At 37.8% G+C, this 24,146-nt stretch carries 23 protein-coding genes; 16 read left to right on the top strand and 7 right to left on the bottom strand.

Annotation, left to right across the window (positions count from 1 at the left end; translation table 11 throughout):
• Positions 1–7: 7 nt before the first annotated feature.
• Positions 8–754 (bottom strand): ATP-binding protein, encoded by a 747-nt coding sequence (locus Bovatus_RS23260; RefSeq protein ID WP_004302023.1) that lies wholly within the window; start codon positions 752–754, stop codon positions 8–10.
• 183 nt (positions 755–937) lie between these two features.
• Between Bovatus_RS23260 and Bovatus_RS23255 the strand changes: the two genes are divergently transcribed.
• The 4 genes from Bovatus_RS23255 (at position 938) to Bovatus_RS23240 (ending at position 4,906) form a co-directional block, all read left to right on the top strand.
• A complete protein-coding gene (locus Bovatus_RS23255) occupies positions 938–2,359 on the top strand; it encodes a tetratricopeptide repeat protein (RefSeq protein ID WP_004302022.1) in 1,422 nt (473 codons plus the stop codon).
• Positions 2,360–2,375: 16 nt separating this feature from the next.
• A complete protein-coding gene (locus tag Bovatus_RS23250; RefSeq protein WP_004302021.1) occupies positions 2,376–2,846 on the top strand; it encodes an NfeD family protein in 471 nt (156 codons plus the stop codon).
• Between the two features lie 23 nt (positions 2,847–2,869).
• The gene (floA, locus tag Bovatus_RS23245; protein ID WP_004302020.1) at positions 2,870–3,871 is read left to right on the top strand and encodes a flotillin-like protein FloA; all 1,002 of its coding nucleotides are present in this window, start codon (positions 2,870–2,872) and stop codon (positions 3,869–3,871) included.
• 156 nt (positions 3,872–4,027) lie between these two features.
• Positions 4,028–4,906, top strand: coding sequence for a nucleoside phosphorylase (locus tag Bovatus_RS23240; RefSeq protein WP_004302019.1), 879 nt, complete (start codon positions 4,028–4,030; stop codon positions 4,904–4,906).
• Positions 4,907–5,022: 116 nt separating this feature from the next.
• Here Bovatus_RS23240 and Bovatus_RS23235 read toward each other — a convergent pair whose 3' ends face one another.
• Together Bovatus_RS23235 and Bovatus_RS23230 are read right to left on the bottom strand one after the other, a co-directional pair.
• Positions 5,023–5,682 carry an NAD(P)-dependent oxidoreductase gene (locus tag Bovatus_RS23235; protein WP_004302018.1) on the bottom strand — a complete coding sequence of 220 codons (660 nt, stop codon included), beginning with the start codon at positions 5,680–5,682 and terminating at the stop codon, positions 5,023–5,025.
• An 82-nt stretch (positions 5,683–5,764) separates the two neighbouring features.
• Entirely contained in the window at positions 5,765–7,672 is a 1,908-nt protein-coding gene (locus tag Bovatus_RS23230; RefSeq protein WP_081015859.1) for a PAS domain-containing hybrid sensor histidine kinase/response regulator, read from the bottom strand.
• Positions 7,673–7,806: 134 nt separating this feature from the next.
• Between Bovatus_RS23230 and mnmE the strand changes: the two genes are divergently transcribed.
• Together mnmE and Bovatus_RS23220 are read left to right on the top strand one after the other, a co-directional pair.
• Positions 7,807–9,204: a tRNA uridine-5-carboxymethylaminomethyl(34) synthesis GTPase MnmE gene (mnmE, locus tag Bovatus_RS23225; RefSeq protein WP_004302016.1), complete on the top strand. Its 1,398-nt coding sequence runs from the start codon at positions 7,807–7,809 to the stop codon at positions 9,202–9,204.
• Positions 9,205–9,256: 52 nt separating this feature from the next.
• Complete coding sequence (locus Bovatus_RS23220; protein WP_004302015.1) at positions 9,257–10,099, top strand: TrmH family RNA methyltransferase; 843 nt, start codon at positions 9,257–9,259, stop codon at positions 10,097–10,099.
• Between the two features lie 14 nt (positions 10,100–10,113).
• On the opposite strand, the gene Bovatus_RS23215 is transcribed toward Bovatus_RS23220, so the two are convergent.
• Both Bovatus_RS23215 and Bovatus_RS23210 read right to left on the bottom strand, forming a co-directional pair.
• Complete coding sequence (locus Bovatus_RS23215; RefSeq protein ID WP_004302014.1) at positions 10,114–10,590, bottom strand: arsenate-mycothiol transferase ArsC; 477 nt, start codon at positions 10,588–10,590, stop codon at positions 10,114–10,116.
• 15 nt (positions 10,591–10,605) lie between these two features.
• Positions 10,606–11,646 (bottom strand): alcohol dehydrogenase, encoded by a 1,041-nt coding sequence (locus Bovatus_RS23210; protein WP_370445300.1) that lies wholly within the window; start codon positions 11,644–11,646, stop codon positions 10,606–10,608.
• A gap of 249 nt (positions 11,647–11,895) precedes the next feature.
• Between Bovatus_RS23210 and Bovatus_RS23205 the strand changes: the two genes are divergently transcribed.
• The 5 genes from Bovatus_RS23205 to Bovatus_RS25085 all read left to right on the top strand — a co-directional run bounded on the left by Bovatus_RS23205 (position 11,896) and on the right by Bovatus_RS25085 (position 18,526).
• Entirely contained in the window at positions 11,896–12,084 is a 189-nt protein-coding gene (locus Bovatus_RS23205) for a hypothetical protein (protein ID WP_004302011.1), read from the top strand.
• A 119-nt stretch (positions 12,085–12,203) separates the two neighbouring features.
• Entirely contained in the window at positions 12,204–12,671 is a 468-nt protein-coding gene (locus tag Bovatus_RS23200; protein WP_004302010.1) for a DUF4425 family protein, read from the top strand.
• Positions 12,672–12,858: 187 nt separating this feature from the next.
• Entirely contained in the window at positions 12,859–15,690 is a 2,832-nt protein-coding gene (locus Bovatus_RS23195; protein ID WP_004302008.1) for a type I restriction endonuclease subunit R, read from the top strand.
• A gap of 15 nt (positions 15,691–15,705) precedes the next feature.
• The gene (locus tag Bovatus_RS23190) at positions 15,706–17,250 is read left to right on the top strand and encodes a type I restriction-modification system subunit M (RefSeq protein WP_004302007.1); all 1,545 of its coding nucleotides are present in this window, start codon (positions 15,706–15,708) and stop codon (positions 17,248–17,250) included.
• A 52-nt stretch (positions 17,251–17,302) separates the two neighbouring features.
• Positions 17,303–18,526 carry a restriction endonuclease subunit S gene (locus Bovatus_RS25085; RefSeq protein WP_174892515.1) on the top strand — a complete coding sequence of 408 codons (1,224 nt, stop codon included), beginning with the start codon at positions 17,303–17,305 and terminating at the stop codon, positions 18,524–18,526.
• Here the strand turns inward: Bovatus_RS25085 and Bovatus_RS23180 are convergent.
• Positions 18,519–19,133 (bottom strand): restriction endonuclease subunit S, encoded by a 615-nt coding sequence (locus Bovatus_RS23180; RefSeq protein ID WP_004302005.1) that lies wholly within the window; start codon positions 19,131–19,133, stop codon positions 18,519–18,521. The two genes, Bovatus_RS25085 and Bovatus_RS23180, sit on opposite strands and share 8 nt — an antisense overlap.
• A 196-nt stretch (positions 19,134–19,329) precedes the next feature.
• Between Bovatus_RS23180 and Bovatus_RS23175 the strand changes: the two genes are divergently transcribed.
• Complete coding sequence (locus Bovatus_RS23175) at positions 19,330–19,737, top strand: restriction endonuclease subunit S domain-containing protein (protein WP_230202244.1); 408 nt, start codon at positions 19,330–19,332, stop codon at positions 19,735–19,737.
• Here Bovatus_RS23175 and Bovatus_RS23170 read toward each other — a convergent pair.
• On the bottom strand, positions 19,730–20,794 hold the full coding sequence (locus Bovatus_RS23170) for a restriction endonuclease subunit S (RefSeq protein ID WP_004302003.1): 1,065 nt from the start codon (positions 20,792–20,794) through the stop codon (positions 19,730–19,732). The two genes, Bovatus_RS23175 and Bovatus_RS23170, sit on opposite strands and share 8 nt — an antisense overlap.
• Before the next feature lie 109 nt (positions 20,795–20,903).
• Here Bovatus_RS23170 and Bovatus_RS23165 point away from each other — a divergent pair, with 109 nt between their 5' ends.
• The 4 genes from Bovatus_RS23165 (at position 20,904) to Bovatus_RS23150 (ending at position 23,845) form a co-directional block, all read left to right on the top strand.
• Complete coding sequence (locus Bovatus_RS23165) at positions 20,904–21,830, top strand: tyrosine-type recombinase/integrase (protein WP_004302002.1); 927 nt, start codon at positions 20,904–20,906, stop codon at positions 21,828–21,830.
• 123 nt (positions 21,831–21,953) lie between these two features.
• A complete protein-coding gene (locus tag Bovatus_RS23160; RefSeq protein ID WP_004302001.1) occupies positions 21,954–22,805 on the top strand; it encodes a GIY-YIG nuclease family protein in 852 nt (283 codons plus the stop codon).
• 198 nt (positions 22,806–23,003) lie between these two features.
• Positions 23,004–23,411, top strand: a complete 408-nt coding sequence (locus Bovatus_RS23155) for a helix-turn-helix domain-containing protein (protein WP_004302000.1) — start codon at positions 23,004–23,006, stop codon at positions 23,409–23,411.
• A 35-nt stretch (positions 23,412–23,446) separates the two neighbouring features.
• On the top strand, positions 23,447–23,845 hold the full coding sequence (locus Bovatus_RS23150; RefSeq protein WP_004301999.1) for a helix-turn-helix domain-containing protein: 399 nt from the start codon (positions 23,447–23,449) through the stop codon (positions 23,843–23,845).
• Positions 23,846–24,146 lie beyond the last annotated feature (301 nt).

Here is a 24,146-nt window from a genome sequence, read left to right as displayed (position 1 = left end):
ATTCAAATTAATCTATTTTATCCGGTAATAAATCTTCCTGTACATTGGTCATACTTCCCCAAAGACTGTAACGCGCCTCCGGGTTCATCGCTTCCAGTTGCCTCAAAATACCTTTCATATCACTCCGGCTGGACTGCGATTCATAAGGACAATTCTTCACTTGCTTCTGATAATGACGCAAAGCTGCCAATTCTACCAAATCGGCTTCATGAACCAGACACATCGGACGAATAATTGTCATATCAAACTTCTTCATCACCAACCGGGGCGGCATTGTACTGAAAGCTCCCTGATAAGTGATATTCATCAATAAAGTTTCCAAAATATCATCCATATGGTGACCGAGAGCGATTTTATTGCATCCGTGTTCCTTAGCAACTGTGAACAGGGCTTTCCGACGGTTCCATGAACAGAGGAAGCAGGGAGATTTACGTGTGTCGGTAGCAGGATCAAAAGCTGTCTCATACTGCACAAAGAGAACTCCATACGTCTCACAGTGCGCTTTCAAATATTCCGTATCACTCTGATAAGGAATATTCTTCATCACTACATGGACGGCAACGACAGAAAAGCGAGGTTTATAGATACGTGCGCGTCTCCCCAACAGTTCCACAAGCGCCAACGAATCTTTTCCTCCCGATAGTCCGATAAGGATTTTGTCTCCTTCTTCTATCAATCCATATTGCACCACTCCTTTATTAAACCGCCGTTCAATGCGGCGAATGGTTTTCTCTTCTTCCGTAAATTGTGTCATATCTTTAAAAATCGGCTGCAAAAGTAAGCGAAAAGAATGATTTAAAGAAGAATTAACATAATAGAATCACTGAAAAAGGGTTTATTTCTAATAAATTTGTACTTTTGAACAATTGATAAATGGACCGGTGCCCGAAAGCAGCAATGTTTTCAATCTACCCGTCACTCATAAACGCTCAAAACGATGAAAGGAAAATATATTCTATTTTTAATTTGCAGCCTCTTCCTTTGCGAAGTCTCTGCACAAACGTTGGAACAGGCACGCACCTTATTTACCAAAGGTGAGTACGAACAAGCCAAACCAGTTTTTAAGAAGTATACTAAATCACAACCGTCGAACGGGAATTATAATTATTGGTATGGCGTATGTTGCCTGAAAACCGGAGAGGCAGAAGAGGCGGTGAAACCTCTTGAAATAGCGGTAAAGAAACGTATCACCGGTGGACAACTCTATTTGGGACAAGCATATAATGAGACGTACCGCTTCGAAGATGCCGTGAACTGCTTTGAAGAATACATCGCAGACTTAAGTAAACGCAAGAAACCGACGGAAGAAGCGGAGAAACTTCTGGAGAAAAGCAAATCTGACCTTCGTATGTTGAAGGGGGTTGAGGAAGTATGTATCATCGACAGTTTCGTTGTGGACAAAGCAACTTTCCTGAACGCTTACAAGATCAGCGAAGAATCGGGCAAACTGTTTACTTTCAATGAATTCTTCAAGACAGAAGGAGATCATCCGGGAACTGTTTATGAAACAGAAATCGGAAATAAAATTTATTATAGCGAAAAGGGCGAGAAAGGTAATCTTGATATCTTTTCAAAGAACAAGTTGTTGAATGAATGGAGTGACGGACGTCCGTTACCGGGTAGTATCAATGCTTCCGGGAATGCGAATTATCCGTTTGTTCTATCGGATGGAGTCACCGTTTATTACGCCAGCGATGGCGAGGGACTGGGTGGCTATGATATTTTTGTCACTCGCTACAACACGAATACCGACACTTATCTTGTTCCGGAGAATGTGGGTATGCCGTTCAACTCGCCGTACAACGATTATATGTACGTCATTGATGAATACAACAACCTCGGATGGTTTGCTTCCGACCGTTTCCAACCGGAAGGAAAGGTATGCATTTATGTATTCATTCCTAACACTTCCAAACAGACTTATAATTATGAAGCAATGGAGCAGCAACAGATCATTCGTCTGGCGCAGATTCATTCGCTAAAAGAAACCTGGAAGGATAAACAAGCGGTTACCGAAGCACTGCAACGATTGGAAGCTGCTATCAGTCATAAACCCAAAGAACGCCGTGCCATGGATTTTGAGTTTGTCATTGACGACCATACGACTTACTATCTGATGAGCGACTTTAAATCCGCAAAAGCCAAGACACTTTTCCAACGCTATCAGCAGATGGAAAAAGACTATTATCAACAAGAAGAAAAGCTGAACAGCCTTCGTCAACAATATGCCGGTGCCAACCAACAGGGAAAAGCAAAAATGGCTCCTGCCATTCTCGACCTTGAAAAGCGGATACTGCAAATGTCCGAAGAACTGGATGCTCTCGAAGTGAATGTACGTAATGCAGAAAAAACAAAATAAATAATAACTCTGAACTATGGATATACTCATTATCGCCGTTCTCATTATTGCCGCAGTCATACTGTTTCTGGTAGAACTGTTCGTCATCCCGGGCATTAGCCTGGCCGGAATTTCTGCATTGGTTTGCATCCTGTATGCCAACTACTATGCGTTCGACAATTTAGGTATGGCAGGAGGATTTGTCACTCTTGGCATATCAGCGGTTGCCTGCATCGGATCACTGATTTGGTTTATGCGATCGAAGATGCTGGACAAACTGGCGTTGAAAAAAGATATCGATTCAAAAGTAGACCGTAGCGCAGAAGATAGCGTCAAAGTGGGTGATACAGGAATCAGTACTACCCGCCTGGCACAAATCGGTTATGCCGAGATTAACGGAAAAATTGTAGAGGTAAAGTCAATAGACGGATTCCTCAATGAGAAGACTTCGATAATCGTAAGCCGCATCACCGACGGTACAATCATGGTTGAGAAACACAAAGAATAATATTCACTTAATACAAATTATCAATGGAAACATCCTTGTACTTACCTATACTTCTGATTGTTGGAGGTATTATTTTCCTAATACTATTTTTCCATTATGTGCCGTTCTTTTTATGGTTGTCGGCCAAAGTATCAGGTGTCAACATCTCGTTGATACAACTATTTCTGATGCGTATACGTAATGTTCCGCCATATATCATTGTGCCGGGAATGATCGAGGCCCACAAAGCTGGATTAAAAAACATAACCCGTGATGAACTGGAGGCCCATTATCTGGCGGGAGGACATGTGGAAAAAGTAGTCCATGCCTTAGTATCTGCATCGAAGGCGAATATCGAATTGTCATTTCAAATGGCAACTGCTATCGACCTTGCAGGACGTGATGTATTCGAAGCAGTGCAAATGTCTGTAAATCCTAAAGTTATTGACACCCCTCCTGTTACAGCCGTTGCCAAAGATGGTATTCAGCTGATAGCTAAAGCCAGAGTAACAGTACGTGCCAGTATCAAACAATTGGTCGGTGGTGCAGGTGAAGATACGATCCTTGCCCGTGTAGGCGAAGGTATCGTTTCGTCTATCGGTTCTTCTGAAAACCATAAATCGGTATTGGAGAATCCGGATTCTATCTCTAAACTTGTACTTCGTAAAGGTCTGGACGCAGGAACTGCTTTCGAGATCCTGTCTATTGATATTGCGGACATCGACATAGGTAAGAACATCGGTGCGGCTCTGCAAATCGATCAGGCTAATGCAGATAAGAATATTGCACAGGCAAAAGCTGAAGAGCGCCGTGCTATGGCAGTAGCTTCCGAACAGGAAATGAAAGCAAAAGCACAGGAAGCTCGTGCAAAAGTGATTGAGGCAGAAGCTGAAGTTCCTAAAGCAATGGCTGAAGCTTTCCGCAGTGGAAACTTAGGCATCATGGATTATTACCGTATGAAGAATATCGAAGCTGATACTTCCATGCGTGAGAATATCGCCAAGCCTACAACAGGCAATGCTGGCAATCAGCCATTGAGCAAATAATCTATCACAAACGCCGGAATCCGATTTCATTTCAGTCGCAAGACGTTCTCTCCTTTTCTATGGAAAAAGAAAGAGACTTCTTCTGAACTTAAATCCGGTTCCGGCGTTTCTATTTATAGATACAATCCTATTATAAAACTAAAACCTTTCAATGACATGAAAAAGTACTTTCCATCCTCTGAATTGATAATCAATGAAGACGGTTCAGTATTCCATCTTCACGTAAAACCCGAATGGTTGGCAGATAAAGTAATCCTGGTAGGTGACCCCGGACGTGTAGCACTCGTAGCTTCTCATTTCGAAAACAAAGAATGTGAAGTGGAAAGCCGCGAATTCAAAACTATCACGGGTACTTACAAAGGTAAACGAATTACGGTAGTCTCTACAGGAATCGGTTGCGATAACATCGACATCGTAATGAATGAATTGGATGCACTCGCCAATATCGACTTTGTCACCCGCGAAGAAAAGGATCAGTTCCGCCAACTGGAATTAGTGCGTATCGGCACATGTGGCGGTCTGCAACCCAATACGCCTGTCGGAACTTTTGTCTGTTCACAAAAGTCCATCGGTTTCGATGGGTTACTGAATTTCTATGCCGGACGTAATGCCGTATGCGATTTGCCTTTCGAACGTGCTTTCCTCAATCACATGGGTTGGTCGGGAAATATGTGCGCTCCTGCTCCTTACGTCATTGATGCCAGTGAAGAATTGATCGACCGGATCGCCAAAGATGACATGGTACGTGGAGTGACAATCGCTGCCGGAGGTTTCTTCGGTCCCCAAGGACGTGAACTGCGTATCCCGTTAGCAGACCCGAAACAGAATGATAAGATTGAAGCGTTCGAATATAAAGGTTACAAAATTACCAACTTCGAAATGGAAAGTTCGGCTTTGGCAGGACTTAGCCGGTTGATGGGACACAAGGCAATGACCGTCTGCATGGTGATAGCCAACCGACTTATCAAAGAGGCCAACACCGGATATAAAAATACAATCGATACGCTGATTAAGACAGTACTTGACAGAATATAAATCTATATTCAAAAGGATTAAATTGTAATCGAAAGAATAAAATTGCAATTAAAAGAATGTGTAATGGCTTGAATCTTTCACTGATAATATGTGTGGATTCAAGCCATTGTTTTTTATTAATAACCAATCGTAAATCTCTCCTGATGATGTTTCGGATATTCCAGCTCATCAATCATGGCGGCGGCATAATCTTCAACAGAGATATGGCTGTTTCCTACAATATCTACAATCATATCATCTTTTCCCAACCGATAACGTCCTGTACGTACTCCCGGACGCATATCCGCTGCCGGAGAGAAAAATACCCAGTCTATTTCTTTTTCTTTCTTTAAAAAGTTCAGATAAAACTCTCCTAGAGCTTTCACCCCCGGCAATATATTTTCGGGTACTTCACCGGAATCCATCAGACGCAAGCCCGGAGCGATAAACAAAGAACCGGCACCGCCCACCATCAAAAAGCGATTAACACCCGCTTTCTTCACTCCATCAATAATGGTCAGATAAACTTTGATTGTTTCATCGTATATATCAGGATTATTCCATCCCGGATTGAATGCACTAATAACCGCATCTGCACCTTTACAAACGGCAGCCACTTCATCAAGCGCGGAGACATCGGCTTTCACCACTTTCAGATTTTCATTCTCTATCTTTATCTTTTCCGGATGACGAACCACTGCCGTAACTTCGAAACCACGATTCAATGCTTCATTCAGAAGGGCAGAGCCCACAAAGCCGCTTGCCCCGATAAGGACTATCTTTTTCACTTTCTCCATATTCTAATATATTATAATGTTACTACTATATAATAAATAACACTACAACATTCAGAATGTTAGCTCTCTTTTAGAAAATTAATTATCCGATATAAGATTCTATTGTCTCTTTCAACCTTTCCAAAGAATAGGGTTTTGAGATAACAGCGTTGCATCCTGCTTGAATAGCCTGTTGCTGTTCTGTATAGAAAGCATACGCGGTCACTGCGATAATAGGTACAGTCAAAGAAATTGTACGGATCTTTTCAGTGGCTTGAATACCGTCCATGATCGGCATACGGATATCCATCAGAATCAAATCCGGCTTTTCGCGGATGAAACTATTGATGGCTTCCTGTCCGTTGCGTACCCATGAAATAATATATTCCTTATTCAGAAGAATATTAAGTTGGGCAAAGTTCGACTCAATGTCTTCTACCACCAATATCTTTTTACGTTTATCCTCATCGACATTCTTCTTATGCGGAAGTCTTCTTTCGACAACCTCCTTCGGTATTTCCTGATAGGGTAAATAGAGTGCAAACACACTCCCCTGCCCTAATTCTGAAGTTACTTCGATACGGCCGCCCAGTCGTTCTACAATACTTTTACAAATTGAAAGCCCTAATCCGGTGCCTTGCACAAAATCATTCAGTTTCTCAAAACGGGTAAAAATTTGAGGGAGTTTCTCTTTGGATATACCGCAACCCGTATCGCTGACATACAGTTTCAGCCAGGGTCCTTCATGTTTCAAGCCTAAAGTAATGCTTCCCTTTTCCGTATTTTTAATCGCGTTCGACAAAAAGTTGAACAATACTTGCATCACACGGTTACGATCGGTAGAAGTCCAGTATTCTCCTTCGGGACGAATCACTTTCAATTCTACATTCGACTTCATCTTCAGCTGGTGCACTTTTTCCACTTCTTCCACTAGTCCTGCAATCTCAACCTGCTGGAAATGCATTTCCGATTTGCCGGATTCAATACGGGAAAGGTCTAAAATATCATTAATCAACTGCAGTAACAGGTTACTATTTCTCTGGATAATCTCCAGATACTCCCTTTTCTCTTCTTCACCCTCCGTCACCGCAATAATCTCCGAAAAGCCAACAATAGCATTCAACGGGGTACGAATCTCATGGCTCATATTCGCTAGAAAAACCGACTTCATCTTATCAGCATCCTCCGCACGACGTTTTGCTTCAATCAATTCCTGCGAACGCTGAATGCGATCTCCAATATCATGTATCAATGCCAACACTCTGTTCCCTTCAAAAGGGGCGATACGTGCCTGAAAATAATGTACTCCCCCATCCACTTCAACCGGATATTCTATTTCTTTCAACTGTCCGTCCTGCAGGCACTCGCGAATGTTACAAATGAACAAGTCGCTAACCTCCGGTGAATAAATAGATCGTCCATCTGCCCCGCGTAGCACTTCCACAGGGTGAAGCAATATCGTTCCCGGTGCCATCAGGACATCGGTAATAAAGAAATTATCATCAAAAATAAAAATGAATTCCGGCAGTGCTTCAATAATTTTACGGTTATATTCTTCCAGATATTTGATATGTTGCTCCTTTTCGCACTGTGAAGTGACATTCACCGTGTAGGCCAGCACTTTACCCGGATGGCTTTTACAACTCTCTTTGTAAGACAAGAAATGATCTTCCAGCCAAACCACTTTCCCCTGTTCACCAATACAACGAACTCTGATTTGTGAAGTCTTAGAGTCTGATGAAAGCATCTCTGCAAAAGCCTGCTTATAAGCTTCGGTATCGTCCGGATGAACAAACCGATAGAAACTATCAATATCTTCAAAAAGGACTCCGGCATTCTTCAAGCCAAGTGTAGAGAAATAGTCGTCAGAAAAAGAGCATTCGCCCGTAATGATATCATATTCCCACAAAGCTATTTGATGAGCTGCAAGGACAGAAAGTATTTCTTGTGAGTTCTCCCGTATGAGTTCACTCTTTTCATTGGAAGAATATAAATTAATCGCTGGTTCCATAAGCATTATTGTTTTATTTTGTTTGGTGTACCACTGCACGGCAGCAAATATAAACAAATAAAGCACAAGTTGTGCTCAATTTTCTGTTTTTTACTTAGAAACAATTATCTTTGCTCATCCAAAAAGAAAAAACAATGATTCAAGATACTATCTGCGCCATCGCTACCGCTCAAGGCGGTGCTATCGGAAACATCCGCGTTTCCGGTCCGGAAGCTATTTCCATTACCGGCAGCATCTTCAAGCCAGCCAAAGCTGGCAAATTATTAAGCGAACAAAAACCATATACTTTGACATTCGGACGTATTTATGACGGAGATGAGATGATTGATGAAGTGCTCGTCAGCCTTTTCCGTACTCCTCATTCGTATACGGGAGAAGACAGTACGGAAATCACGTGTCATGGTTCCACTTATATTCTTCAACAGGTGATGCAGTTGCTTATTAAAAATGGTTGCCGCATGGCCCAACCGGGAGAATATACGCAACGTGCTTTCCTCAATGGAAAGATGGATTTAAGTCAGGCAGAAGCTGTGGCGGACTTGATTGCTTCTTCATCTGCTGCCACTCACCGATTGGCAATGAGCCAGATGCGGGGTGGATTCAGTAAAGAGCTGACAGATCTACGCAACAAGTTGTTGAATTTCACTTCCATGATTGAATTGGAGTTGGATTTCAGCGAAGAGGATGTGGAATTTGCCGATCGTTCGGCATTAAGGAAGCTGGCAGATGAAATTGAACAGGTCATTTCGCGGTTGGCTCATTCATTTAGTGTCGGCAACGCCATTAAGAATGGTGTTCCCGTAGCTATCATCGGTGAAACAAATGCCGGAAAATCGACTTTACTGAATGTATTATTGAATGAGGATAAAGCCATTGTAAGTGATATTCACGGGACAACACGTGATGTAATCGAAGATACTGTCAATATCGGAGGAATCACTTTCCGGTTCATTGATACCGCCGGAATCCGGGAAACCAATGACACGATTGAAAGTTTGGGTATTGAACGGACTTTTCAGAAGTTGGATCAGGCGGAGATTGTTCTTTGGATGGTAGATGCTGTGAATGCCGCCTCTCAAATTGAACAGTTATCGGAGAAGATAATTCCACGTTGCGAAGGAAAACATTTGATTGTTGTATTCAATAAGGCTGATTTGATTGAAGGTAAACAGAAAGAGGATTTATTATCTTTATTAAAAGACTTCCCCAAAGAATCTACGGAATCTATTTTCATCTCGGCCAAACAACGGGAGAATACAAGTGAGTTACAAAAAATGCTTATTGATGCAGCACACTTGCCTACAGTGACACAGAATGATATTATTGTAACAAATGTAAGGCATTACGAAGCTTTAAATAAAGCTTTGGAAGCTATTCATAGAGTACAAAACGGACTTGATTCGCAGATTTCTGGGGATTTTCTTTCGCAAGACATACGAGAGTGTATCTTCTTCATTTCGGACATAGCGGGTGAGGTTACGAATGACATGGTACTTCAAAATATCTTTCAACATTTTTGCATCGGCAAGTAAGAAGTGCATACTATCATTGCTGCAATAAAATAGATCGTTTAAAGAAATCACTATGCCCATTATAGAAATATCATCCTTAACAGACTCCGGAGTAGAAATATTCAGTACCCTCACCGAAGCTCAATTACGCAATCGTATCGAGCCTGATAAGGGATTGCTTATTGCGGAAAGCCCCAAAGTCATCCATGTAGCTCTGAATGCTGGTTATGAGCCTTTAGCCCTCTTGTGTGAACAGAAGCATATCACTGGTGATGCCGCTGGCATCATTGAACGTTGTGGTGATATACCTGTCTATACCGGTGAAAGAAAGTTACTTGCCACATTGACCGGATATACACTGACGCGCGGTGTCCTCTGTGCCATGCGTCGTCGGACACTACCAAGTGTGGAGGAGGTGTGCCGGAAAGCCCGGCGGATCGTAGTCATTGAGGGCGTGGTAGACGCTACTAATATCGGAGCCATCTTCCGTTCCGCAGCCGCCTTGGGAATAGATGCTATATTATTAACGCGTAATTCTTGTGATCCGTTGAACCGGCGTGCAGTCAGGGTTTCGATGGGTTCTGTCTTCCTGATACCATGGACTTGGTTGGACGGCTCTCCCAATGAGTTGCGCAAACAGGGTTTTCGTACAGTCGCTATGGCACTCACGGAGAAATCAATCTCTATCGATAATCCTATCTTAGCAACCGAACCCAAGTTAGCCATCGTAATGGGAACAGAGGGAGACGGTCTTCAAAACGAAACAATTAATGAAGCGGACTATGTAGTCCGCATTCCTATGGCAAACGGTGTCGATTCTCTCAATGTAGCCGCCGCATCCGCTATTGCTTTCTGGCAACTTCGCGTTCAAAATGACACAGATCTGCCACCATCACCGGATGATGTACATATATGATTTTACTTATATTCCTACTCACACCTACAATACGTATTTGCGCCACAGGAACAGCGAGGCAATAATTTTTCCATCAATTCACTTCGAAAGAACTCATACAGTTCTTTATGCATGATGTCATATAGTGCCCTAACCCGTTCTTCCTGCTCATCTTCTACATGAATTCCTCCCTGAAAGGGATCTGTAAAGTTGAAAGAAACGTATTTTCTCACTACACCCTGCATTTCCTTTTGCACTTCCTCTGCTTCCGGACAAAGGGTAATAACATAATCCCATGTCTGTTGGGCATACGTCGCAACATCACAGGGCTTTCTACGCGAAAAGTCATATCCATTTTGTTCCATCACTTGGCAAACAACGTCAGGGACAGAATTTCCAGCCAAAATACCGGCAGTACTAATCTTCATCCCTCTACCGAAGGAGTTCAAAATTTCCTGTGCCATACGACTGCGGCACATATCATTATTACTTACTATCAATATATTCTTCATACACAAATTCTATTTTTATTTATTTCCTGATATAGCTACTTTAATAACCCCATCCAACTTGTTCTCGAAAATACGGTAAGCCTCCTCAATCTCATTCAATGGAAACCGATGTGTAATAAGAGGAGTAGTATCAATTTTACCTTCCTCAATCAGCGTAAGGATTTCGGCACAGTCGCAGCCATCCACTCCCCCTGTTTTGAAAATCAAATTCTTGCCATACATATCAGGTAAAGGAAGAAGCTGTGGTTTATCATAGAGGGCTACAATCGTGACAATAGCATTAGGACGGGCACAATTCCAAGCCAAATGGAAGGAATTGTCACTCCCTGCCACTTCCAAAACAACATCTGCACCACCATGGTCACTGTTCTTGAAAACAAATTCCTTGCAGTTTTCCGGTTCAGTCACCAACACATCAGGATAATGCTCGCGAACAAACCGAATTCTTTCAGGAGATTTCTCACAGATAATAATGCGTTTTGGCTTCTTCAGCATCACACACAACAAAGTACAAATCCCGATAGGTCCGGCACCGATGATAAGGACAGTATCTTCCTTGGTAATTTCCGAGATGCGTGCTGCCCAAAAACCTGTTGCAAGCACATCACCGACAAACAAAGCTTGTTCATCACTCACTGTATCCGGAATACGGTTCAAACCCTGATCCGCATAAGGAACTCTGACATATTCCGCCTGACCGCCATCAATTCGACAACCTAAAGCCCAACCGCCATTAGGATCAGTACAGTTATTCACATATCCATGCTTACAGAAAAAACACTCACCGCAGAAAGTTTCGACATTCACAGTCACCCTGTCACCAGGCTTCACCGAAGTGACATCAGCCCCTACTTGTTCTACCACACCTACCATTTCATGCCCGACAGTTATTCCGGGCACAGCACGCGGCACACTGCCATGTTTAATATGAAGATCACTGGTGCAAATGCTACCAAGTGTTACACGTACGATTGCATCCCGTGAATCCTTTATTTCCGGTACCGCTTTCTCCTGCAATTCAAACTTTCCGTGTTCAATATATGTGTATGCAAGCATAATATCCTCCTCGTTCATTAATATATACCTTGCAAAGATAATGATTTCATTGGCAAAACAAATCTCTTTTATCACGTTCAATACTCCCAAACCAAATCTCACTCTATATTTATAACAATACAAAGCTGAATAAAGTCATTCACTGTTTTTTCTACTTCGGTTTTGATATTCTGGAAAATATTCTTACTTTTATATCCAAAATAATAAATAAAAACAGCAGCACGACTTATTATATTTACACACAAGCCTATGATAGATACTTCCGAAAATCTGATTATTATAAAAGGTCAAATCAAGACTCCCAAAATAGAAAGCTGCCAAAATCATAATGGCAACTATAAGGTAATATTCCGGAATGTTCCCAGTGCGTATACTTACAAAGAAGAAAATGTTCTTTGGCTGACTGATCCGGACAAACCGAATCCCCCCATTTCTTAAATTCAAAAATCAGAATAAAAAAATATCCTTACAAGCCTCTGTTTACAAAAATAAATACGTATCTTTGTCCTTTGAAGCACAAGAAGAAGAACTAATTAAGTAATAATAAACAAAAAAACATGAAGAAGCGAATATTATCATTATTAGGCGTAATTGCCCTATTTTTAGGAGTCATCCTAGTTAGCTGTGGAAACGATGACGATAATAAAAACACAACAGGAGTACACAAAATTGTTGTAGAGCAGTCGGGAAATACAGACGATTTTGATCTGAATATCGCATTCGGAGCAGCCAACACCGGTGGAGTTGCAAAACTATACAATGAAAATGGCGAATATTTAGGTGACTCATACTTGGTAAATAAAGTGACAGAAAATAAGATTAGCTGCCAGACAGGTAAAGAAGGTTCCATGATGACTTGTGCAGGATCAGTAATAAGTACATCAGAACAAGCAGGCAAAAAACTAAAAATTTCTGTTATTGCCTATATAGACAACAAAGAGGTTAACCGCTTAGAAAAAGAATACATAACGAAAGGTAGTACATTAGTAGAGAATTTCAGTGTATCAACTACAAGTGTAGAATAAAAACCTATAGAATATCAGTTTTACAATAACACACGAACTGATAACAATAAGATCAATACTTTACAACATAATTTGATAGAAAAGTAAGATATTAAAATCATCTTTTCTTTTTCCTCATTGAAAAGATTCAATTTTAAGCTCTCTTATCCTTAATCTATTAGATTATGGATTAAAAATACGACAACAGATGGTTACTCAAAGTGAACAAGTATTAGAAAACGGATTAATAAAGACCTTAATGGAAACGAACTATGAATATATTTCCATCAAGGAAGAAGAAAATCTGTACGCCAATTTTAAAAAGCAACTTGAGAAACACAATAAAAGAGAACTCTCCCTACACAAGAGAAAACATTTTACTGATAAGGAGTTTGACAAAATCTGTATTTATTTAGAAGGAGGAACACGTTTTGAGAAAGCTAAAAAGTTGCGTGACCTATATCCACTAGAAACAGAAGATGGAAAACGTATTTGGGTAGAATTCTTGAATAAAAATAAATGGTGCCAAAATGAATTCCAGGTATCCAATCAAATAACAGTAGAAGGGAGAAAAAAATGTCGCTATGATGTAACCATTTTAATAAATGGATTACCATTAGTTCAGATAGAATTAAAGAAACGAGGAGTTGAATTAAAAGAAGCATATAACCAAATTCAACGCTATCATAAAACCTCATTTCATGGATTATTTGATTATATACAATTATTCGTCATATCCAATGGTGTAAACACACGCTATTTCGCCAACAACCCTAATGGAGGCTACAAATTTACTTTTAATTGGACAGACCCCGAAAATATACCTTTTAACGATTTAAGTAAATTTGCTTATTTCTTTTTTGACCAATGTAATTTGGGAAAAATGATAAGCAAGTACATTGTATTGCATGAAGGCGATAAATGCTTAATGGTACTCCGTCCCTATCAATTCTACGCAGTAGAACGTATATTAGAACGAGTACAGAACTCCAATAAAAACGGTTATATATGGCATACTACTGGGGCAGGAAAGACATTAACATCATTCAAAGCCGCCCAGTTAGTTTCAGAGCTTGATGGTATAGACAAAGTTATGTTTGTTGTAGACCGTCATGATTTAGACACACAGACCCAATCAGAATACGAAGCATTTGAACCAGGTGCTGTTGATGGGACTGATAATACCTATGAACTAATCAAACGATTAAGTGGTAATTCTAAAATCATAATTACTACTATTCAAAAGTTGAATTGTGCTATTACAAAAGATTACTATAACAAGTATCTTCAAGAAGTACGCCATCAGAAAGTTGTGATGATTTTTGATGAATGTCATCGTAGTCATTTTGGTGATTGCCATAAAAATATTGTCAAATTCTTCAGTAACCTTCAAATTTTCGGATTCACAGGTACTCCTATATTTGTAGAGAATGCCAAACAAGAACATACCACAAAAGAAGTGTTTAGTGACTGCCTTCACCGTTATCTTATCAAGGATGCTATTGCTGATGAAAATGTGCTAGGTTTCTTAGTTGAATATTATAAAGGTAAAGATGAATCTGGGATTGATTATATGAATGAAGCTCGCATGAAAGAGATAGCTAGATTCATTCTTACAAATTTCAACAAGTCAACAGTTGATGGCGAATTCAATGCACTGTTCGCAATCCAATCTGTCCCCATGCTATTACAATATTACAAAATATTTAAAGAGTTAAATCCTAAAATTAAGATTGGGGCTGTATTTACATACGCAGCAAATAGCAGCCAAGATGACGAACAAACAGGAATGAACCAAGGCTATGCTAATGATAAAGTTACGGCAGATGAGCTACAAGTCATTATGAATGACTATAACAACACATTTGGTACATCTTTCACAACAGATAACTTTAGTGCCTATTATGATGACATAAATCTACGCATGAAGAAAAAAAAGAAGGATATGGAACCTTTAGATCTGCTTCTTGTCGTAGGTATGTTTCTTACTGGCTTTGACGCTAAAAAGCTAAATACACTTTATGTTGATAAGAACTTAGAATATCATGGATTGCTACAAGCCTTTAGCCGAACCAACCGTATATTAAATGAAAAGAAACGTTTCGGAAAAATTGTATGTTTCCGTGATTTAAAAAACAATGTAGATGCTGCCATAAAATTATTTAGTAACAATAATCCTGCAGACACAATTCTACGTGAACCTTTTCTTGTTGTAAAAGAAAAGTTTAATGAGTTATCTTTGAAATTTAAAGAGAAATATCCTGATGTACAAAGTATTGACAAATTACAAAGTGAATATGAAAAAAGAGACTTTGTATTAGCTTTCCGTGAAATTATAAAAAAGCGGGCAGAAATGCAAATCTATGAAGACTTCGAACCTGACGACAAAGAATTCATCTTATCAGAACAAGAGTTCATGGATTTTCGAAGTAAATATTTGGATATTACCACTGGGGTAATTAACCCCAATCCTGATGACAAGAAAAATACAGGAGATACAGATGTGCCTCCTTATGGCAAAGATGAAAGAACTCTAGACGATATTGATTTCTGTCTGGAACTCCTTCATAGTGACGTGATAAATGTAGCATATATCCTGACACTAATCAATGACTTAGATCCTTCGAGCAATGATTATCAAGAAAGACGTCAGCAGATTTTAGATACTATGATAAAAGATGCTGTTATGCGTAATAAAGCCAAACTTATAGATGGATTTATTCGTCAAAACGTGGATAATGACAAAGATGGATTTAGCAAATCCAAATCTGATGGTTCAATTGACTTAGAAAGTAGACTGACGAATTATGTCAGTCAACAACGTTATAAAGCTATTCAAGAGTTGGCAGAAGAAGAAGGAATTGATGAAGAAGCCCTCATTAAGTTTCTAAATGAATACGATTTTTTACAGAAAGAAAAAACCGAAATCCTTCAGGAGGCCGTCAAAAAGAAAAGAATCGGACTAAAAGAACGCCGTACACTACTCAAAAGGATAATGGACAAACTACATTCGATAATAGAATTATTCAACTGGGAATAAAATTACATTAAATATATGAGCGAAGAACTACAACAAAAATTGCGCAGTCAATTATGGACTGTCGCCAATACTTTAAGAGGAAACATGTCTGCTAGTGATTTTATGTATTTCACTTTAGGCTTTATTTTCTACAAATATCTATCCGAGAAAATAGAACTTTATGCCAACGAGATATTAGAAGAAGATCATATTACTTTCAAAGAGGTATGGAATGGCAAAGATGAGGAATTAAAACAGGATGTAAAAGAAGAATGTATTCAAAATCTAGGTTATTTTATAGAACCGGAATATCTTTACTCCACCATCATAGAGCTAATCAGTAAGAAAGAAAATATCTTGCCGTCTTTAGAACGTTCACTCAAAAAAATAGAAGATTCTACAATAGGACAGGATAGTGAGGATGATTTTGGTGGTTTATTTTCTGATCTGGATTTAGCTTCTCCCAAACTGGGAAAGACTGCTGACGACAAGAATAAGTTAATTAGTGATGTATTAATTGCACTAAATGGTATCGACTTTGGATTACAAGAAGCCGGAGATATAGATATTCTAGGGGATGCTTACGAGTACATGATAAGTCAATTCGCTGCCGGAGCAGGAAAAAAAGCGGGAGAGTTTTATACTCCACAAGAAGTTAGTCAGATTTTAGCTGAAATTGTAATAACAGGCAAAGTACGATTAAAAGATGTGTTCGACCCGACATGCGGTAGCGGTTCCCTACTTCTTCGTACAGCTAAAAGTGGTAAAGCCGATTCTATTTTTGGTCAAGAAAAGAATCCTACAACGTTCAATCTTTGTAGAATGAATATGCTTCTTCATGGTGTAAAATACAATGACTTTGACATCCAAAATGGAGATACATTAGAAGCTGACGCTTTTGGAGACAGACAATTTGACGCCGTAGTTGCCAATCCTCCTTTTTCTGCAGACTGGACTGCAGCAGATAAATTCAATAACGACGACCGTTTTAGTAAGGCTGGAGTATTAGCTCCGAGATCTAAAGCAGATTATGCTTTTATCCTTCACATGATTTACCATCTCAATGATGGAGGAACAATGGCTTGTGTAGCACCACACGGAGTATTATTTCGTGGAGCTGCAGAAGGAAAAATCCGCCAATTCTTAATTGAAAAGAAAAATTATATCGATGCCATTATCGGATTGCCTGCCAATATTTTCTATGGAACCAGTATTCCAACTTGTATCTTAGTAATAAAAAAATGCCGCAAAGAAGATGATAATATCCTCTTTATAGATGCAAGTAAAGAATTTGAAAAAGTAAAGACACAGAATAAGTTACGTCCTGAACATATTCAAAAAATTATCGATACATATCGTGAAAGAAAAGAAATAGAAAAATATAGCCATTGTGCCACTTTGCAGGAAGTTAAAGAGAATGATTATAATTTGAATATACCTCGCTATGTAGATACTTTTGAAGAGGAAGAAGAAATAGATATCCATGCGGTCATGACTGAAATTAAAGAATTAGAAGCAAAACGAGCAGAACTAGATAAACAGATAGATGTTTATTTGAAAGAGCTAGGCTTAATCCAATAATTTTTGTTCGTTACAAATCCTCAATGTTATTTTCTAGAAAAATAAAATGATTATGGCAAATAATAACAATAAAGATAAATGCAATGTTCCCCATTTGAGATTTCCGGAGTTTAGTGGGGAGTGGGAAATGTCTTCTATTGGAGAACAATTCGAACTCTATTCTGGAAATACACCAAGTAGAATGAATAAAAATCAGTTTGATGGCTCTATAAATTGGATTACCAGCGGTGAACTCAAAGAGCATTATATATCTGATACTAAAGAGAAAATTTCAGAGGAAGCTGCAAAAAATAACAGCTTAAAACTTCTTCCTGTTGGAACATTTGTAATAGCGATATATGGACTTGAAGCAAATGGTGTTAGGGGTACTTGTTCAATTACAACAAGAGAATCGACCATCAGCCAAGCATGTATGGCTTTTACATCTAAAATGGACATCCAAAATGAATTTCTTTACTCGTGGTATAAGAAGCATGGCAATATCATTGGTATAAAATATGCCCAAGGAACTAAGCAACAAAATCTTAGTTATGATATTATTGAGAGATTCAACATATCATATCCTTGTATGGAAGAGCAAAAAAAATTAATTCGTTTTATTTCATTAATAGACCAACGTATCGCCACCCAAAACAAAATCATTGAGGATTTGAAAAAGCTAAAGTCTGCGATTAGTAAACATTTGTTTGCACGAAAAGATTTGTTAGAAACTACTATATGCTTGTCGAATATTGCGACATTGAAAAATGGTTACGCATTCCAGAGTGGCAAGTATAATGCACTGGGCAAATGGAAAATCCTCACAATAACAAATGTGCCTGGCGAGCGATATATAAACGATGAAGATTGCAATTGCATAATCAACTTGCCGAACGATATACAAGACCACCAAGTATTAAAAGAAGGAGATATTTTAATATCTCTTACGGGTAATGTTGGGCGTGTTTCTCTTTGTAAGAATGGAGACTATTTACTCAACCAACGAGTTGGTTTGTTGCAACTTTCAAAAAATGTAAATCGAGAGTTCCTATATCAAATTCTATCTTCTCAAAGATTTGAGAATAGTATGATAGCTTGTGGTCAAGGTGCTGCCCAAATGAATATTGGTAAAGGGGATGTAGAAAGCTATGTGTTACCGTATTCCTCAAATGGCAATAACATTCTTTGGGTCGCAAAAATACTACACTCATACGATGAGCGCATCATTAATGAGCTACGAAGACTAACCTTGTTAACCATGCAGAAGCAATATCTCCTTACCCAGATGTTCATATAAACATCTGGGACAAAAGATAGTTCTTTTGCTTATTGAATAGTTTAAGTACTGATAACTCATTGTCGATTTTTACATCAATGCCTTGCAGTGTTGACGCAATTTCCATATTGCGACTATGTCCATAAATTGGAATCATTATTCCGCGAATAATATCAGCGTTGATATTGCTTTGTGTTCCAGTTTCAAGATACTTGTGGATGTAGCGATACTTAAAGTATGACAAGTAGTAGTACAGATAATCCAATAAACCTTTGTCTTTTAGTTGCATTGCAAACATTGCCTGGCTTGTTGTAGTAGGTATTTCATTTATAGTTACCAAGCCAACTGATGCGTACATTGACATTATTAAACTATACTTTGGAACTACCCATGCCGAAGAGTTTTCTAATCCACTTTGGCTCAAATGATTTTCTGTATATCGGACATACTTACCTTGTTTTGTTATATCGTTAATACTCAAGAATGGTATTTCTCCATTATAGTATTCTTTATTTGTGGAAGTCGGAGTACCACCAGCCTTGCCTTTTGAGAATAAAGTGTCTAATCTACACCATCCATTAGGCTCTTGAGCAAATACCTGTTTACTAATCGCAGACCTATAACACAAACAATCCTTAATTAAGGGACTAAACAATACGCTGCAATATGATACTGGAGGAAAATCTGTTTGTCTCGGAGATATTTTGTTGGAACGGTCGGAACGCTCACAAACGAATAATCAACATGAGGTACTGAGTTCCACAGTTAAGGGTATATTCTCTCAACGAGAGTATTTTTCAAAAGACATCGCAAGTGAAAACAATGTGGGTTATAAAATCATTCGGCTTCATGATGTTGTTTTAAGTCCTCAAAATTTATGGATGGGGAATATCAATTACAATGATAGATTTGAAATTGGGATAGTTTCTCCTTCTTACAAAGTATTTTCAATAGCAGATGGTTACGACAATCAGTTTGTGGCTGCAATGTTAAAAACTCATCGTGCCTTATACAGCTATATGATGGTATCAGAGCAAGGCGCAAGTATCGTTAGACGCAATTTAAATATGGAGGCTTTCTCGCAGCTTGTATTCAAAATACCTTCTCTTGATAAACAAAGAGAAATAGGCTATGCAATATCATTATTGAAGTCCCAATTAAAAACAGCGAATAAGATTATTAAAGCTTATACATCACAAAAGCAGTATCTGCTCCGTCAAATGTTTATATAAACATCTGGCGGAGTAAGTATTGCTTCAACCTATTATAAGAACCATTCAATGCAATTTGGCTTGATAATTTTCTTTCTAAAGATTGCATTAATTTTGCTATATGGCATTGAATGCTCTTGTTGGGAATTGGTAACCTTAAATCACTGAGAGTCGATAGTACTATATAAGGAGTGTTGCTTGAACTCTTTTCTATTGCAATTCTTTTGGGCAGCAATACTTTCAACGCCCATTTAATGTACTGGATATTTTCGGAGAATATATCTAACACATAAGTTCTTTGATAAGCATTAAACTTTCCGTGATAATAATTGATATATCCTAAATTAGCGCCATTACCAGAGATTAGTAAAGCTTCTGTATCAAAAGCAAAGCTATCAATTTTGAATGGTTGTTCTGCACAAGTAAAAAATGGATAAATCCCATTATCTACCTGTGCATTTGCATCTAGTTTTCCTGTTGTAATTTGACAAATATCACCAAGTTTTACATATGTGTTTCCACTTGTTGATTCTTTAATGCAATGCTGTGCAATTCCCTTAATTAAGGATTGCAGTTTCTCAATGATTTTGTTTTGGGTAGCAATGCGTTCATCAAGCAAATCTAACAATCGTGATATTTTAAGTTGTTCTTTGGTATCAGTAGTAAGATAGAATCTAATTGTTGCTAAATCCTCGCTATTAATAGCCGGGTAACTTGACCCCGTGCAACGAACCATTACTTTTCGATTGAACCCATCTGTATTTAATAGATGATAAATATAATTCGGTATTTCTGTAGTCCTAATTTGCGCATATCCAGTTGAGGCGACCCACTGCTGGTTACTTTTACTTTGAATCTTATGAATGTAGTTGTTTTTCTGATACGGACGAACACATTGAAACAGAATGTCATTTTTGTAAATGACGCGCTGTGCTCTACTTGGTGCTTCCTCTCGCATTACTTCTTGAATTTTTCTCAATTCACCTTTTTCAACAGCTTCCAAATCTATATAAACAAAAGAGTTTTGAAGTGGATTCGACTTGGGATTCACTGCTGCTATATCTTGAAGTGATGCCATTTCCCACTCCTTTGTAAACTCCGGGAATCTCAAATGGGGAACATTATAGCAATTATATCCTCAATTCCCGTAGCTTTACCCTGTTTTGTTTAACTAAAAATATATAAGTATGATTCAAAAAAAAACTATCAAAGAAATTTCCGTACTTTGGAAAGAAGACAAAAAGCAATATGTAAAACAATCGACATTTGCTGCGTATGTACTAATTCTTGAAAATCACATTTATCCGACATTTGGAGAAATGTATGAGTTAGAAGAAAATAAGGTACAGGAATTTGCTCTTCAGAAGATTAATAATGGATTAAGTAAAAAATCCATTAAGGATATTTTAATTGTATTGAAAATGATATTAAAATTCGGAGTAAAACATGGATACTTAGATTATAAAGAATGGGAAATCAGATTTCCAACGGAAGATGAGAAACAACATTTAGAAGTTCTTAGTATCTCACATCAAAAAAGGATCATGAGTTTTATCCAAGAACATTTCACATTCAAGAATTTAGGAATTTATATTTGCCTTAGTACCGGACTACGAATAGGAGAAGTATGCGCTTTAACGTGGGATGATATAAACATAGAATTAGGAATAATTTCTATTAAAAGGACAATTGAACGCATCTATATCATTGATGGAGAGAAAAGACATACAGAACTTATTATCAATACTCCAAAAACTAAAAATTCCATTCGTGAGATCCCAATTACAAAAGAATTAATCAGAATTCTAAAGCCATTAAAAAAGATAGTGAACGGTAACTATTACATTCTAACAAATGAAGAAAAGCCTACAGAGCCTAGAACATATCGCAATTATTACAAGAAACTAATGAAAGATCTAAATATTCCAGAACTAAAATTTCATGGTCTTAGACATAGTTTTGCTACACGTTGCATAGAAAGCAACTGCGACTACAAAACTGTAAGTGTTATTTTAGGCCATTCTAATATAAGTACAACACTTGATCTTTACGTTCATCCCAATATGGAACAAAAGAAAAAATGTATAGATAGAATGATTAAAGGATTAAAATAATCCACGTAAAGGGGAAAAGTCAATTTCTTTTTCCCTTTATAACTTTTTCTTCATATATTTGTACTCAAGCTATCCAAATCGGAAAGCTTATCCTAAAACTACTAATCTTAAAAACAAATTACTATGGCAATCATCAAAATTGGAGAACTATTAAAACTTAGAGGGTTAGATATAAATAAAAGAATCAAGTTAGTAAGACATAAAGACGCACGCCAGAAACAATTCATAAATGGAGTAGAAGTAGAAGGTAACCCGTATGACTGGTATAGAAATGATAAAGACAAATTTATAGCATATCAAAGTGAGCAGCATAGGGATGTATTTAAAAATGTCGATTATATTGTTTCCTTTATTGGAGAAAACGGCACTATTGCCCGTTTTATCGGTATTTACAAAATTGAAGGTCCTGACAACGAACGCAACACTAACAAATATTGCTATAAAATAACTGAAGTAGAAGGCTTTGATGAACTAAAAGAACGTATCATTATAGACTGGGGGCCTTCAACCATATCTTGGCATCAATGGCTTAATGATAAAAATGATAAAGAGATTATTGAAATTACTCCAGGATTTGACCATATTTTCCCCGGATATGAAAAAATAGCTCTAACCCTCGCACAGCTAAAAAATATAATATTAGAAAAAGAATATCCTGAATGGAAAAAAATGCTTTCTGCCGTAAACTGTATTTATATAATAACAGACAGAAAAACTGGAAAAAATTATATAGGTTCAACATATGGGAAAGAAGGCATTTGGGGTAGATGGAAAGAATATGCCAAAACAGGAGGACACGGAAACAATGTAACCTTACAAAAATTATACGATCAAGACAATAGCTATCCTAATAATTTCTCTTGGTCTATCCTTGAAACACTATCTATTAGCATTAGTAGTTATGAAGCCGTAAATATCGAGAAATGCTATAAGCAAAAGTTAGGTACCCTAGCTTTTGGCTTAAATAATAATTAATGATACAAGAAATAGTTAGTTAATCGAAAAATTGTAAGGCTGCCAAAGGTGCATTGACTACCCACGATTAACATATTGTATGAATCCTCAAATGATAGTGTCAATAAGCCATACACTAAAAAATAAAGCACACTTTCATTTGAATTAAACTGTTTCTTGTTATCTTTGCCTAGACGTATTCATTTAAAGAACAATAATATGGATGTTGAAATAAAAGAGAAAGAAAACCGAAGACATGTCGGGCGCAATTTACAAAGGATTCGTGTATATTTAGGCATGAAACAGGAAGCGCTGGCTGCCGATCTTGGTGTAAATCAGCAGGTCATTTCAAAGATTGAGAAACAAGAGGAAATAGAAGAAGGTTTTCTAAAAAGAATTGCTGAAGTGTTGGGGATATCCGAAGAAGTCATTAAAGACTTTGATGTTGAAAAGACGATTTTCAATATTAATCATCATAATTATAAGGATGCAAATATCTCTGAAGGTGCTACTACATACGCCATCGTTCAACAAATAAATCCACTTGAAAAGATAGTTGAGTTATATGAGCGTTTATTGAAAAGTGAGCAAGATAAAATTGAGATCCTGAAAAAATATATGAAATAATCACTGCTAGATTCAGCAATCTAATATATAGAAGAATGGAAACAATAGAAAATATAAAATCAAATCACCTTCACCTTGGGAAAAAGATAGAACGTGTACGCAGACTTCGCGGTATGACTCAAACGGAGCTAGGCCAATTATTAGGAATAACCAAGCAGGCTGTTTCAAAAATGGAACAAACCGAGAAAATTGACGATGAACGATTAGAAAAAATAGCCTCTGCATTAGGAGTTACTACCGACGGATTGAAAGAGTATAACGAAGAAACAGTTTTATATAACACAAATAATTTTTACGAGAATTGTGGTGTAAAAAATGCAATTGGTAATAACCAAACATTCAATAATTTTCCCATAGAACAAACGATTGAACTCTTTGAGAAACTGTTAGAGAAACAGAAAGAACAATTTGAGAGCTTAAAAAAAGAGAAATAGATGACCTTTATAAAACACTCAACTTCGTTTATAACAATTATTTTCCTAAGGAAGTTGTAGATGAATTGATTTCCTCAAAGAACAAAGAAATTGATTGGCTAAAAATAGAGATAAAGAACCTTAAACAAGAAAGAGAAACCTTGTTACAAATAATTAGGGATATATATTGAGTATCCCTAATTATCAAATGTTGATAAGAAATCCCCATTACATACAAATAAACACTACCCAACGCTTCCCATTCCCAAAATAAAGTCATACTTTTGTGAAGAATTCTGTTTGCTATATCTACAACAGTATT

The organism is Bacteroides ovatus (assembly GCF_001314995.1).
Taxonomy (GTDB): domain Bacteria; phylum Bacteroidota; class Bacteroidia; order Bacteroidales; family Bacteroidaceae; genus Bacteroides; species Bacteroides ovatus.
The sequence above is the reverse complement of the archived record's forward strand: the minus strand, read 5'-3'. Positions and strand labels throughout refer to the sequence as shown.

Bases quoted from the DNA above. Each gene is read 5' to 3' on its own strand.
- Bovatus_RS23260 (WP_004302023.1), bottom strand. From the start codon at position 754: ATGACACAATTTACGGAAGAAGAGAAAACCATTCGCCGCATTGAACGG.
- Bovatus_RS23255 (WP_004302022.1), top strand. From the start codon at position 938: ATGAAAGGAAAATATATTCTATTTTTAATTTGCAGCCTCTTCCTTTGC.
- Bovatus_RS23250 (WP_004302021.1), top strand. From the start codon at position 2,376: ATGGATATACTCATTATCGCCGTTCTCATTATTGCCGCAGTCATACTG.
- floA (WP_004302020.1), top strand. From the start codon at position 2,870: ATGGAAACATCCTTGTACTTACCTATACTTCTGATTGTTGGAGGTATT.
- Bovatus_RS23240 (WP_004302019.1), top strand. From the start codon at position 4,028: ATGAAAAAGTACTTTCCATCCTCTGAATTGATAATCAATGAAGACGGT.
- Bovatus_RS23235 (WP_004302018.1), bottom strand. From the start codon at position 5,682: ATGGAGAAAGTGAAAAAGATAGTCCTTATCGGGGCAAGCGGCTTTGTG.
- Bovatus_RS23230 (WP_081015859.1), bottom strand. From the start codon at position 7,672: ATGGAACCAGCGATTAATTTATATTCTTCCAATGAAAAGAGTGAACTC.
- mnmE (WP_004302016.1), top strand. From the start codon at position 7,807: ATGATTCAAGATACTATCTGCGCCATCGCTACCGCTCAAGGCGGTGCT.
- Bovatus_RS23220 (WP_004302015.1), top strand. From the start codon at position 9,257: ATGCCCATTATAGAAATATCATCCTTAACAGACTCCGGAGTAGAAATA.
- Bovatus_RS23215 (WP_004302014.1), bottom strand. From the start codon at position 10,590: ATGAAGAATATATTGATAGTAAGTAATAATGATATGTGCCGCAGTCGT.
- Bovatus_RS23210 (WP_370445300.1), bottom strand. From the start codon at position 11,646: ATGCTTGCATACACATATATTGAACACGGAAAGTTTGAATTGCAGGAG.
- Bovatus_RS23205 (WP_004302011.1), top strand. From the start codon at position 11,896: ATGATAGATACTTCCGAAAATCTGATTATTATAAAAGGTCAAATCAAG.
- Bovatus_RS23200 (WP_004302010.1), top strand. From the start codon at position 12,204: ATGAAGAAGCGAATATTATCATTATTAGGCGTAATTGCCCTATTTTTA.
- Bovatus_RS23195 (WP_004302008.1), top strand. From the start codon at position 12,859: ATGGTTACTCAAAGTGAACAAGTATTAGAAAACGGATTAATAAAGACC.
- Bovatus_RS23190 (WP_004302007.1), top strand. From the start codon at position 15,706: ATGAGCGAAGAACTACAACAAAAATTGCGCAGTCAATTATGGACTGTC.
- Bovatus_RS25085 (WP_174892515.1), top strand. From the start codon at position 17,303: ATGGCAAATAATAACAATAAAGATAAATGCAATGTTCCCCATTTGAGA.
- Bovatus_RS23170 (WP_004302003.1), bottom strand. From the start codon at position 20,794: ATGGCATCACTTCAAGATATAGCAGCAGTGAATCCCAAGTCGAATCCA.
- Bovatus_RS23165 (WP_004302002.1), top strand. From the start codon at position 20,904: ATGATTCAAAAAAAAACTATCAAAGAAATTTCCGTACTTTGGAAAGAA.
- Bovatus_RS23160 (WP_004302001.1), top strand. From the start codon at position 21,954: ATGGCAATCATCAAAATTGGAGAACTATTAAAACTTAGAGGGTTAGAT.
- Bovatus_RS23155 (WP_004302000.1), top strand. From the start codon at position 23,004: ATGGATGTTGAAATAAAAGAGAAAGAAAACCGAAGACATGTCGGGCGC.
- Bovatus_RS23150 (WP_004301999.1), top strand. From the start codon at position 23,447: ATGGAAACAATAGAAAATATAAAATCAAATCACCTTCACCTTGGGAAA.